General features: G+C 30.5%; 11 protein-coding genes. 9 read left to right on the top strand and 2 right to left on the bottom strand.

Annotation, left to right across the window (positions count from 1 at the left end; all coding sequences use genetic code 11):
* Positions 1-10: 10 nt before the first annotated feature.
* Positions 11-2,119 carry an elongation factor G gene (locus BTO07_RS02950; protein WP_087519811.1) on the bottom strand — a complete coding sequence of 703 codons (2,109 nt, stop codon included), beginning with the start codon at positions 2,117-2,119 and terminating at the stop codon, positions 11-13.
* 83 nt (positions 2,120-2,202) lie between these two features.
* Positions 2,203-3,015, bottom strand: coding sequence for an RDD family protein (locus BTO07_RS02955; RefSeq protein WP_087519812.1), 813 nt, complete (start codon positions 3,013-3,015; stop codon positions 2,203-2,205).
* Between the two features lie 22 nt (positions 3,016-3,037).
* Here BTO07_RS02955 and BTO07_RS02960 point away from each other — a divergent pair, with 22 nt between their 5' ends.
* The 9 genes from BTO07_RS02960 to BTO07_RS03000 all read left to right on the top strand — a co-directional run bounded on the left by BTO07_RS02960 (position 3,038) and on the right by BTO07_RS03000 (position 12,136).
* A complete protein-coding gene (locus BTO07_RS02960; protein ID WP_087519813.1) occupies positions 3,038-4,003 on the top strand; it encodes a stage II sporulation protein M in 966 nt (321 codons plus the stop codon).
* Positions 4,003-4,749 (top strand): DUF4129 domain-containing protein, encoded by a 747-nt coding sequence (locus BTO07_RS02965; protein ID WP_157663269.1) that lies wholly within the window; start codon positions 4,003-4,005, stop codon positions 4,747-4,749. The genes BTO07_RS02960 and BTO07_RS02965 overlap by 1 nt, the downstream gene beginning before the upstream one ends.
* The gene (locus BTO07_RS02970) at positions 4,746-5,957 is read left to right on the top strand and encodes a DUF4350 domain-containing protein (RefSeq protein ID WP_232457078.1); all 1,212 of its coding nucleotides are present in this window, start codon (positions 4,746-4,748) and stop codon (positions 5,955-5,957) included. Before BTO07_RS02965 ends, BTO07_RS02970 begins: the two co-directional genes overlap by 4 nt.
* A 3-nt stretch (positions 5,958-5,960) precedes the next feature.
* On the top strand, positions 5,961-6,965 hold the full coding sequence (locus tag BTO07_RS02975; RefSeq protein ID WP_087519816.1) for an AAA family ATPase: 1,005 nt from the start codon (positions 5,961-5,963) through the stop codon (positions 6,963-6,965).
* Positions 6,966-7,213: 248 nt separating this feature from the next.
* On the top strand, positions 7,214-8,185 hold the full coding sequence (locus BTO07_RS02980; protein ID WP_087519519.1) for an IS110 family transposase: 972 nt from the start codon (positions 7,214-7,216) through the stop codon (positions 8,183-8,185).
* A 168-nt stretch (positions 8,186-8,353) separates the two neighbouring features.
* Positions 8,354-9,688, top strand: coding sequence for a DUF58 domain-containing protein (locus BTO07_RS02985; RefSeq protein ID WP_087519817.1), 1,335 nt, complete (start codon positions 8,354-8,356; stop codon positions 9,686-9,688).
* A 44-nt stretch (positions 9,689-9,732) separates the two neighbouring features.
* Positions 9,733-10,137 carry a DUF805 domain-containing protein gene (locus tag BTO07_RS02990; RefSeq protein WP_087519818.1) on the top strand — a complete coding sequence of 135 codons (405 nt, stop codon included), beginning with the start codon at positions 9,733-9,735 and terminating at the stop codon, positions 10,135-10,137.
* Between the two features lie 101 nt (positions 10,138-10,238).
* The gene (locus BTO07_RS02995) at positions 10,239-11,435 is read left to right on the top strand and encodes a multidrug effflux MFS transporter (RefSeq protein ID WP_087519819.1); all 1,197 of its coding nucleotides are present in this window, start codon (positions 10,239-10,241) and stop codon (positions 11,433-11,435) included.
* Positions 11,432-12,136 carry a pseudouridine synthase gene (locus BTO07_RS03000; protein ID WP_087519820.1) on the top strand — a complete coding sequence of 235 codons (705 nt, stop codon included), beginning with the start codon at positions 11,432-11,434 and terminating at the stop codon, positions 12,134-12,136. Before BTO07_RS02995 ends, BTO07_RS03000 begins: the two co-directional genes overlap by 4 nt.
* Positions 12,137-12,159: the final 23 nt, after the last annotated feature.

The raw sequence follows: 12,159 nt of genomic DNA on the forward strand, positions 1-12,159 counted from the left end.
ATTATTTAAATTAAACTTCTTGTGATACTAAGGCTGCTTGCACATTTACAGGAACTGTTTGATACGATGAAAACACTGCGCTAAAAGTTGCTTTACCTTGTGTTATAGAACGTAATACAGTAGAAAAACCAAACAATTCTGCAGCAGGTGTGATGCATTTTAAAACCTGATAATTACCTTGTGTTTCGATTCCTAAAATTATAGATCTTCTAGATTGTAATTCTGTCATTACTGCACCCACCATTTGTTCTGGTACTTTTACAGAAATTTCTTTTGTAGGTTCTAATAATCTAGGATTTGCGTTTAAAAAGGCTTCTTTAAATGCGTGTGCAGCTGCTATTTTAAAAGAAATATCATTAGAATCTACAGCATGCATTTTTCCATCATACACCATCACTCTAATATCTCTTGCAAAAGAGTTTGTTAAAGGCCCTGCTTCCATCACTTCTAAAATTCCTTTCATTACAGATGGTAAATAACGAGTGTCTATTGCGCCACCAACAATACAGTTGTAGAATACGAGTTTTCCTCCCCAAGGTAATTCTACGACCTCTTTACCTCTTATATTAAAGCCTTCGGGTTCTGGCATATCTTCAAACCAAGGTTCAATTTTTAGATGTACTTGTGCAAATTGCCCAGAACCACCAGATTGTTTTTTATGTCTGTAATTTGCTGTAGCAGAACGCTGAATGGTTTCTCTATAATGAATTTTAGGTCTTTTAAACCCTACTTTTATACCATAAATGTTATCCAAAGTCCAAGTAATGGTTGCTAAATGCAATTCTCCCTGACAACTTAATAAAGTTTCTTTTGTTTCGTTAGAATAGCTTACAATAATTGTTGGATCTTGACTTTGCAAACGTTTTAAAGACTCACTTAGTTTTTCTTCTTCCTTTACATTTTCCGCAAAAATAACTTTGGTAATTCTTGCATCTGGATACTGAATTGGTTTTATCGTGAAACCTTCTTCTTTCGTGGATAAAGTATCATTCGTTTCTGTAAATTTTAGTTTGGTAGTTGCGCCAATATCACCTGTAGACAATTTATTAACAGCTTCTTTATTTTTACCATCCATTATGTACAATTGATTGATCGTTTCTGTTTCTCCGTTTCTACTATTGATCAGTTTATCATTTACACGAACTTCTCCAGATTTTACTTTAAAGAACGTAATTTGCCCTAAATTTGGTTGATAGATCGATTTAAAAACAAACAAAACAGGATCTGCATCTTTGTTTCGTTTTATTTCATTGCCTTCTACACTTTGTTCTGGTTTTAAATCTGCTGCTGCAGGAGCCACATTATCTATAAAGCCCATTAAACGACCTGTACCCATATCATTTAAAGCAGAAACACAGAAAACAGGAAAAACATCGTGATTTAACATTCCTGCTTTGATTCCTTTTCGCATTTCATCTTCATTCAAAGTACCTTTATCAAAAAAAAGCTCCATTAATTCCTCGTCGTTTTCTGCTGCTTTTTCTACGAGTTCATTATGGAGCTTGTTGGCTAATTCAATTTGTTCATTTGGGATTGGCAATTTTTCAGGCTTTCCTCCCGCTTCACCAAATTTGTACATTTTCATCTTTAAAACATCAATGATACATTGGCTTCCATCAACAATTAAAGGATATTGAATTTTTATAGCGTTGTTACCAACGAGTTCTTTTATACTATTAAAACTGTTTTCGAAGTTGGCTTGTTCGTGATCTATTTGATTTACCACAAAAAGTGTTGGTTTGTGGTATTTATCAATATAATTCCAGATAATTTCTGTACCAATTTCTACGCCATATTTGGCATTGATAACTGTTGTTATAGTATCTGAAACTCTTATAGATGAAATAATTTCTCCTATAAAATCGTCTAAACCTGGGGTATCAATAATATTAATCTTATAATTTCGCCATTCTGTATGTAAAGGGGTTGCAAAAACAGAAGATAGCCTTTCATGCTCTATATCATGATAATCAGAAACCGTGTTTTTACTCTCTATGTTTCCTCTTCTTTTAATAATTTCTGCCTCATACAGCATGGTTTCTGCTAAAGTGGTTTTACCACTATTATGGGCACCTACAAACACCACATTTTTTATGTGTTTATCATCATATATTTTCATACTTGTCGATTTATAAGATTACCCTATAAATTTAAAAATATAAAAACACCAAAAATATGATTTATGTTAGGTTTTAAAATAAATTACATGTTCTGTGTATAGAAATTGTAATCTTTTAACACAATGTCTATAAACTCTTTATCGCTTTTATGAACCGATTTAATTTGAGTTACTTCTTGTATTTTAGAACGTAGCTTAATCAATGTTTTGTAATCGTTTAATTTCATTGCAGATTGAAACGTGTTTTTAATAATACGAGCATCATTATCAGACAATTTAATCACATTTGGATACGTAGGTACATATTTATTAGAAATGTTCTCTAGAATGGTTTCTGAGAACTTTACATCATCTTTTAAGTAAATAACTACAGTATTGGCTATTAGATCTCCAAAACGTTGATTATCCTTTGTAAAAAGGATTAAAAAGAAACCAACCATTTTTCCGAATAAGCCTAAGGTGACTAACAAACCTAACTCATCTCCTAAACCTAAAGAAGAAACATAGATAAACAATAGCATAAATAGGTTAAAATCTACGATTCTTAAAAACCAACGAATTACAAAATCTGTTGTAGAAGGTTTAAAACCTTCCGTATTTATTACTTTTAAATGCAATAGTTTTTTACCTACTGTTTGTCCGCCTAATAATAGTTCTGTGTACAAAGAATAGAACGTTACAGGTAAAAAAACCATAACATCTATAGCTCGTAAAGACCAAGAATCTCCTCCTACAGCAGTATCAAACATTTTAAAGTCTAAAAATTTCATTGCAAAATAGATATATGCAAACTTTAAAATGTTGTCTATACCAAACGCCAATAGTCTTTGCCCCACATTTGCAAGGGTGAAATTGATGTTTACATTTTGTGCTGTTTTTATTTGGAGTCTTTTCATGCAATGGTTAAATTCGCTCTGAATGAGAGAAGTCGCTTTTATAAAGCAAAATAAAGAAAAATGGCTTGAATTTGAACAAGTAATTTCAAATAAAGAGAAAAAAAGTCCTGACGACATAGCCAACCTACATATAAAGATCATGAATGATTTGGTATATGCACAAACCTATTACCCAAAAAGTAAGGTTACGCTCTATTTAAATAAGCTCGCTAAGTCAAGCTTCGACAAGGTTTACCATTCTAAAAGACGAAGTAAAAATGTCTTTTTATATTTCTTTTTTGATAAAGTGCCACTACTCTGCTACCAATACAGAAAATATATTTATGTATCGTTTATTCTCTTTTTCGCGTTCTTTTTAATCGGATTGTTATCCACTTTTAATGATGATTCTTTTGCGAGACAGATTTTAGGAGACAATTATATAAATCAAACTCTCGAAAACATAGAAAGCGGTGATGCAATGGCAATTTATAAAGGCGGTAGCAATTGGGGAACTTTTATCGGTATTTATGATAACAACCAACGTGTTGGATTAAACATGTTTCTTTCGGGATTGTTTATAGGAATCGGAACTGGTTTTTACGTGGTTCATAACGCAATTATGGTCGCGGTTTTTCAGGCTTTCTTTTATCAAAATAACAGTTTTTTTGATAGTATAAAAGGAATTTGGATTCATGGAACGTATGAGATTTTTGGTATGATTATAGAAGCTGCAGCAGGTTATATTATTGGCGCAAGCATCTTATTTCCAGGTGCTTTTAAACGTTTCGAATCTTTTAAACGTGGTATGAAATCTGCGTTCTATATCTTTATAAGTACCATTCCTTTTACTTTAGCAGCAGCTTTTTTAGAAGGATATGTTACTCGATATTCTAACGCAATGCCAACAATTATTTGTTTTGCTATTATTGGGTTTAGCTTGGTTTCTATTAGTTATTATTACTTGGTTTTACCTTTTAAGGTGGCTAATAAATACAATTTACGTTAATGAAAAAAACACTATTCCTCTTGTTGTTTTTCTATGCGAATATTGGCTTTGGGCAGTTTATGATAGATGAAACTACTGCTGTTGAAAAAGAGCCAGAACAAAAGAAAGTAATAGCGATAGATACTATCCATCATGAAAAATCTATTGAATATGCTGATAAAAGAGCTTTTGAGGACGATTTAAAAGAAAAATACAACGATAAAGAGTTTATTTATACAGAAGAAAAAATAGAAGAGGAAAAAGAAGAAAAAGATTCTGCTGTAGGTCTTGCATTTGCTAAAGGGTTCCTATTCTTTATAAGCAAAGTCTTTCCTTTCTTATTAGGTGGACTTATCATCTTTATTATTCTGAAAACGTTCTTAGGTACAGAAACGAACTTTTGGAACTTTAAAAAGACGAAAAAGAAAGTTGCAGAACAATTAATTTATGAAGATGAAGACATTCATGAAACAGATATTGATGGATTGCTACAAGATGCAATTCATAATAAAGAATATAGATTAGCAATTCGCTACCATTATTTATCAGCTTTAAAAATATTATCGAATAAGAAACTCATTGATTATCATAAAGATAAAACCAATTCGGAATACCTTTTTGAAATTGAGAACAGCACTACAAGAACCGATTTTTCGTATTTATCTTATGTGTATTCTTATGTTTGGTATGGAGATTTCCCAATCGATGAAACCAACTATAAATTGGCAGAAAACAAGTATTCATCTTTTAAATCTTCTTTAAAATGATGACACTCCAATATTTAAAAAAATACGCTCCGCTCCTACTTTTATTCGCTTTAATCGGCTGTAATAAAACAGATTGGGGAGAGAATTTTAAAGAGAAAAAGAAAACTCCGTTTGGTACTTATATTATTTATAATGAAGCAAAAGAGCTTTTTAAAGACAATCATGTTACTTTATTAAAACAAAATATTTACGATCATTTACTATTCAATTCAGTTATTGATAGCACAGAGCTTCAAAACTACATTTGTATAAAACATAGTGGTTATAAGCATACTAATAATGGTGTTTCAGAGCTTTTAGACTTTGTATCTCAAGGGAATAACGTTTTTTTAGCTTTTAATCATTTTAAAGATACTTTACAGTCTTCTTTAAAATTCACCACCAATAATTTAGATAAAAAGGTAAATTCTATTAGAGGTCTAAAGAAATTAAAAGGAACTTTCGAATTGAATAATAAACAATTTTCTAAAAGGGAATTTTCATTTGATAGAAACATCCGTAGAAACTACTTTTTAGAATACAATGAGAATAGTACTAGCGTTTTAGGAACCATGGAAATTGATGGAGAGAAAGTCCCCAATTTCATTAAAATACATCATGGTAAAGGTGCTTTCTACCTACATACACAACCAATTGCGTTTACCAATTACTATTTATTAAATGGTACTGAAGAATATGCCGCAAATGTATTATCCTATTTACCAAATAACGATATCATTTGGGATCCACACATAAAATCGAGTAAATATTCAGATGCAAAAGAAGATGATAATAATGTTTTTAAGTTTTTTCTAGAACATCAAACATTAACGTGGTTTTTATTGGTCTCACTTATTGGTTTATTATTGTTTATGCTTTTTAACGCCCGAAGAAAACAACGTCCGATTCCTATTATTGAGCCTTTTAAAAACTCAACAGTAGCATTTACACAAACCATTGCAAACTTGTATTTAAAAGAACAAGATCATAAGAATTTGGTTGATAAAAAAATCACTTATTTCTTAGAAAAAGTACGTGCTAAATTTTTATTAGACACCTCTAATTTAAATGCTGATTTTATAGAAAAATTAGCCGCTAAATCTGGAAACGAATTACAAAGAACAAAATATTTAGTTAATACAATCATTACTTTAAATAAAAGGTCAGAATGCTCTGAGGAAGAATTAGTTGTATTACATAAAATGATAGAAAATTTCTTAAATAACTAAGATATGGAAACACCAAATAACGAGGAAGTACAAGAGAATTTAGAATTCGAAAATAGAATTGATTTATCTGAATTACAAGAGAGTGTTTTCAAGATAAAAAAGGAATTAAAAAAAGTCATTGTTGGTCAAAAAGATATGATGGATTTGTTAATCGTTTCCCTCCTTGCAGATGGTCATGTTTTAATTGAAGGTGTACCTGGAGTAGCAAAAACAATTACTGCTAAATTACTAGCAAGAACAATTGATGTTGGTTTTAGCAGAATTCAGTTTACACCAGATTTAATGCCTTCAGATATTTTAGGAACTTCTGTTTTTAATGTAAAAACCTCTGATTTTGAGTTTAAAAAAGGTCCTATTTTTTCAAGCATGATTTTAATTGATGAAATTAATAGAGCACCTGCAAAAACACAAGCTGCTTTGTTTGAGGTTATGGAAGAAAAACAAATTACAATTGACGGACAAACCTTTAAAATGGATGAGCCTTTTGTAGTTTTAGCAACCCAAAACCCTATTGAACAAGAAGGAACCTATAGATTACCAGAAGCACAATTAGATCGTTTTTTATTCAAAATAAACGTAGCATACCCAAACGCTGATGAGGAATTAGAAATCCTTTTAAAAGAACAAGCCTTAGAAAACACAACAAAAGCAAGTAAAATAGAAACGGTTATTACTGGTGAGAAAATTGTTGAATTTAGAAATTTAGTCAATCAGATTAAAATTGAAGGAAATTTACTAAAATACATTGCAAACATTGTAGTAAACACACGTTCTAACTCGTTTTTATATTTAGGCGCTTCACCAAGAGCAAGTATTGCTATTTTAGGCGCTTCTAAAGCTTTTGCAGCTATTGAAGGACGCGATTTTGTAACTCCAGAAGATATTAAAAGAGCTACAATTCCTGTTTTAGAACACAGAGTTATCGTAACACCAGAAAGAGAAATGGAAGGTTTAACTAGTAAACAGATAATAGTACAGATTATTGAAGCTGTGGAAATTCCTAGATAAACATTCACGTCATCCTATGTTTGTAAAAATAAGGATCTGTTTTTAAAAAGCTTAAATTAGATTTAATATTTAACAAGAAAAGTAAGGGTAAAGGAAAAGATTATAGTCCGTCATTTGTCATTAAAGACCGTTCGCAATGCTAATCACTTTACCCCTTACTACATAAACTTGAACAGATCATTAGACCATCAAGTCTGTATTTAGGATTGATAAGTAAATGTAGTAATTTTTCTATAAAAACATTTGATATGAGTAAAATTATAGGAATTGATATTAGTAAGCAAACCTTTGATGTTTCTTATTTAGAAAAAGATAAATGGATTCACAAAATTTTTAAGAATCAAAATACAGGTTTTGAGCAATTTATTAAATTGATTAGTGCATCAGACTGGATTGTAATGGAGGCTAGTGGTCCTTATTATGTTCAGTTAGCAACTTTTTTACATGCATCTAGTTTTAATGTATGTGTATTAAATCCTTTGATAATTAGAAGATATAGTCAAACAAGATTATATAGAGCAAAAACAGATAAAAAAGACGCAAAGACAATTGCCGAATATGGTGCTCAATATGAGTTAAAAAGATGGTGTCCAGAGAGTAAACCTAGTATAGAAATTAAACAACTTTACACAGCTTTAGAATTACTAAAAAAACAAAAACATCAAACAAAAAGACAATTAGAATCCTTTGAAGCAACAGGTTTGTTGAGTTCGGATCTTAGAAAAGAATTAAAACAAGTACTAATATTATTAATAAGACGTATTGATAAGTTTGAAAAAAAGATAGAGCAAATAGGAAGATTAGCTTATAAAGACACGGTTGAAAGAATAAAAACGATACCAGGAATCGGGCTAAAAACGGCTATTATGATGAGTGTTATTACAGATAATTTCACAAAATTTGATAACTATAAACAACTGACAGCTTTTGTAGGATTTAGTCCAAGGCTATATCAATCAGGAACAAGTGTAAAAGGTAAAGGACATATTTGTAAAATGGGCAAACCTCAAATTAGAAAACTTTTGTATTTATGTAGTTGGTCTGCAAAAAGAGTAAATAAAAATTGTATCGAAATGTATGAACGACTTAAAGAAAAAGGAAAACCCGAGAGAGTAATTAAAATTGCAATAGCTAATAAATTAATAAAGCAAATTTTTTCTATTGCGACTAACAAACAAATTTACAATGAAAATCATCAAAACTTATATTTTCTGAAATAAAAGAAATTTTAACAATAAATAATAGTTTTTTAACACAGATCATTGCGAGGAACGAAGCAATCTGTTCATTGTCTAGTTCTAGTAAAGTAGAGATTGCTTCGTACCTCGCAATGACAAAAAGAAACGAGTACAATTACACGATTAAACAAATAAACAATTACACATTTTTTGAAACATTTATACAACACTTTATTCTTAAACAACCGGTTTTTCTACTTTTTAGGAGGAATCGCACTCCTTTTTGTCGTTGGTTTCTTTATTCCCTTCTTTTTTGAGGTTTCTAAAGTGTTGCTTTTCATTTTAGCTGTTTTAGTTTTGGTTGATATTTTTATTTTATACAATACTAAAGATGCAATAACCATAAATCGTCATTTACCAGAAAGGTTGTCAAATGGAGATGTGAATAAAATCTCCATGCAATTAAAGAATCTATACGGATTTCCTGCACATCTTTCTATTATTGAAGAGATTCCATATCAATTTCAAAAAAGAGACTTCATTTTTAAGTTGATTTTATCCAACAAGGAAGAAAAAACAATTCATTACGACTTAACTCCTACAGAAAGAGGTGTTTATTTATTTGGGAACATCAATGTATTTTCAAGCTCACCACTACAACTAGCAACTAAAAAGTACGTTTTAGGAAAACAAAAAGAACTTAAATGTTATCCTTCATTTTTAAAATTAAGAGAATTCGATTTTAGAGCATTTAACAATGACGCTATTTCTTACGGAACAAAAAAGGTGAGAAGAATTGGTCACTCTTTAGAGTTTGAACAAATTAAAGAATATGTTTCTGGAGATGATATTCGTTCTCTAAATTGGAAAGCTACTGCAAAGAGAAATCAGTTAATGATCAATCAATATGTAGAAGAAAAATCGCAACCCGTTTATTCAATTATCGATAAAGGACGCGCGATGCAAATGCACTTCAATAATTTAAGCTTATTAGATTATGCAATCAATGCAACGCTAGCAATTAGCAATGTGATCCTAAGAAAACAAGACAAAGCAGGAATGCTATCTTTTTCAACAAAGTTGGAAGACTGGGTAGTTGCAGAAAAAAGAAACTCTCAAATGAGTTTAATTTCTGAAGCATTGCATAATATAAAAACAGATTTTTCAGAATCTGATTTCAGTACTTTATACGCAGTTGTTAAAAGAAAAATAACACATAGAAGTTTATTAATTTTATACACAAACTTCGAAACTATGGATGGTTTAAAAAGACAACTCCCTTATTTGAGAGCGTTGGCTAAAAACCATTTAGTGCTAATTGTATTTTTCGAAAATACAGAACTAGACACATTGATAACTTCCAAAAAAGAAGATGTTTTAGGTGTTTATGACAGTATTATTGCTGAAAAATTTATGTACGAAAAGAAAAGTATTGTAAAAGAGTTAAAAAAATACGGAATTCAGTCTGTTTTAACCAAACCAGAAAACTTAACAGGAGATACAATTAACAAGTATTTAGAATTAAAATCGAGAGGTCTTTTTTAAAGAATACCTTACATTTACTTCTACAATAATAAACTTTAAAAAAAATGAATTGGTATTTAAAAGTATTAAAACAGTACGCAGATTTTTCTGGAAGAGCTAGACGTCAAGAATATTGGATGTTTACCCTATTCCATGTTATCATAATTTTCATCTTAGCTTTTGCATCAGCACTTTTTGCCTCTAGTGAAGATCCAGGTTATTCTGTTTTCATTATTTTAGGTATTTATATACTGGCAACATTTTTACCTTTTTTAGCATTATCAGTAAGACGTTTACATGACGTAGGTAAAAGCGGATGGTTCTACTTAATTAACTTCGTACCCTATATTGGTGGATTTATTTTATTAATATTTGCATGTATGGATGGTGAAAATAAACCCAATAAATGGGGCGAAAACCCTAAGGGAACAGGAAATGATATTGCTATCAACCAGATCGGTAGAGAATAAACAATACAATATCAAAATAACATAAAAGGTTGCAAATTTTGTAGCCTTTTTTTATGCGTTATAAAACCTAAAACCAAATCAATAAAAACTACTTTTGCCAAATGCAAATTAGAAAAAAATCTGAAACAGAATTTATCATCGTAATGGCGTCGTTAATGTCTTTAGTGGCATTATCTATAGATGCGCTATTACCTGCATTAAAAGATATTGGTTTATCAGTCGGAATTACAGATCCTAAAGACAACCAACTGCTTATAACTATGATTTTTCTAGGTTTAGGTTTTGGACAATTAATTTCTGGTCCATTATCTGATAGTTTTGGAAGAAAACCAATAATTTATGTTGGTTTTATTGTTTTTGCTCTTGCTAGTTTGGTTTGTGTTTTTTCAACAAGTATAGAAATGATGGTTATTGGACGAATCTTACAAGGAGTTGGTTTGTCTGCTCCCAGAACCATAAGTATTGCAATGGTTAGAGACCGTTTTAGCGGAAATCACATGGCTAAAGTAATGTCCTTCGTTGTTGTAATTTTTCTTCTTGTCCCTGTTGTTGCTCCTGCTATTGGTAAAGTAATGCTTAATTTATATGGATGGAGATTCATTTTTTACAGTCAACTTATATTTGGGTTTTTCGTAATGATTTGGGTTTGGAAACGCCAACCAGAAACATTAAAAAAAGCAGATAGAAAAAAAATTACATCTTCACTCTTTATAGACGGAATAAAAGAATTCGCTAAACATAAATACGCTGTTGTTTTTACCATATTTTCTGGTTTTATAACTGGTTCTTTTATGGTGTACTTAAGTGCTAGTCAGCAAATCTTTCAAGTACAATACAATTTGGTTGAAGAGTTTCCATATATTTTTGCAGGTTTAGCAATTGGTATTGGTTTGGCAACCTTTTTAAACGGAACATTTGTAATGAAATTAGGAATGTTTAAACTCGTTTCTATCTTTACTGTAATGTTCACCATAATTCCGATTGTATATATAATTTTATATTATGGAGAACCAAATCCAAGCAGTACAATTCTAATAGGATTCTTCGTTTTAGAATTTTTCGCTTTAGGGTTTTTATTCGGGAATACAAGAGCATTAGCAATGGAACCAATTGGTCATATTGCAGGTATTGGAGCAGCAATTAACGGTTTTGTTTCTACAATTATGGCTGTACCAATCGCAACATATATTGGTAGTTTTTTAGACAAAACAGCTTTACCGCTATTTATTGGTTTTTTTGTTTGTGGAGTTATAGCAATTTTATTAATTCAGTATTTAAAATTTTCTGATAAAAAATGAGTTTAGAAGTTATTTTTGAAGACGAATACATTCTGTGTGTTCATAAACCAAATAATATGTTAGTACATCATGCAAAACATTCTAGAAATGTTGCAGATGAAACTTCATTATTACAATTAATAATTGAAGAAACAGGCTTAAAAGTGTATCCTATTCATCGGTTAGATAGAAAAACATCTGGAATCATATTACTCGCTAAAGAAACTGAACACGTTTCTAAATTTCAAGATTTGTTTACTGCTGATGAAATTCAGAAAACATATTATGGCGTTGTTCGTGGGTTTTCTCCCGAAACAAAAGTAATTGACTCTCCTGTAAAAGGAAGAGATGCAAATGTGCACAAAGAAGCTTTAACACACTTAAAAACATTAGAACAAGTTTTACTAGAAATTCCTGTAAAGCCTTATGATTCTTCTCGTTATAGTCTGGTTGAATTATCGCCTAAAACAGGAAGAATGCACCAATTACGTGTCCATTCTAATAAAATTAGTCACCCTTTAATTGGTGATGCTAAATATGGTGATAAAAATCACGATATGATGTTTGATGAAAAATTTGGTTGGAAAAATATGTTTTTACATGCTGGGAAGTTAGAATTTAAACATCCTTTTACTTCTGAAGAACTGACTTTAAAAGCTCCTTTTCCAACAGATTGGATTGCTTTGTTTGAAGAGTTTAAATGGGGAAATCCATTAGATTAAATCAACTTTTATAGAAATACGTT

The sequence above is a fragment of the Polaribacter sp. SA4-12 genome (genome assembly GCF_002163675.1).
In the GTDB taxonomy this organism is placed as follows: Bacteria; Bacteroidota; Bacteroidia; order Flavobacteriales; family Flavobacteriaceae; genus Polaribacter.

What these genes read in the sequence shown, in the direction of transcription:
- BTO07_RS02950 (WP_087519811.1), bottom strand. Translation starts at nt 2,119, where the DNA reads ATGAAAATATATGATGATAAACACATAAAAAATGTGGTGTTTGTAGGT.
- BTO07_RS02955 (WP_087519812.1), bottom strand. Translation starts at nt 3,015, where the DNA reads ATGAAAAGACTCCAAATAAAAACAGCACAAAATGTAAACATCAATTTC.
- BTO07_RS02960 (WP_087519813.1), top strand. Translation starts at nt 3,038, where the DNA reads ATGAGAGAAGTCGCTTTTATAAAGCAAAATAAAGAAAAATGGCTTGAA.
- BTO07_RS02965 (WP_157663269.1), top strand. Translation starts at nt 4,003, where the DNA reads ATGAAAAAAACACTATTCCTCTTGTTGTTTTTCTATGCGAATATTGGC.
- BTO07_RS02970 (WP_232457078.1), top strand. Translation starts at nt 4,746, where the DNA reads ATGATGACACTCCAATATTTAAAAAAATACGCTCCGCTCCTACTTTTA.
- BTO07_RS02975 (WP_087519816.1), top strand. Translation starts at nt 5,961, where the DNA reads ATGGAAACACCAAATAACGAGGAAGTACAAGAGAATTTAGAATTCGAA.
- BTO07_RS02980 (WP_087519519.1), top strand. Translation starts at nt 7,214, where the DNA reads ATGAGTAAAATTATAGGAATTGATATTAGTAAGCAAACCTTTGATGTT.
- BTO07_RS02990 (WP_087519818.1), top strand. Translation starts at nt 9,733, where the DNA reads ATGAATTGGTATTTAAAAGTATTAAAACAGTACGCAGATTTTTCTGGA.
- BTO07_RS02995 (WP_087519819.1), top strand. Translation starts at nt 10,239, where the DNA reads ATGCAAATTAGAAAAAAATCTGAAACAGAATTTATCATCGTAATGGCG.
- BTO07_RS03000 (WP_087519820.1), top strand. Translation starts at nt 11,432, where the DNA reads ATGAGTTTAGAAGTTATTTTTGAAGACGAATACATTCTGTGTGTTCAT.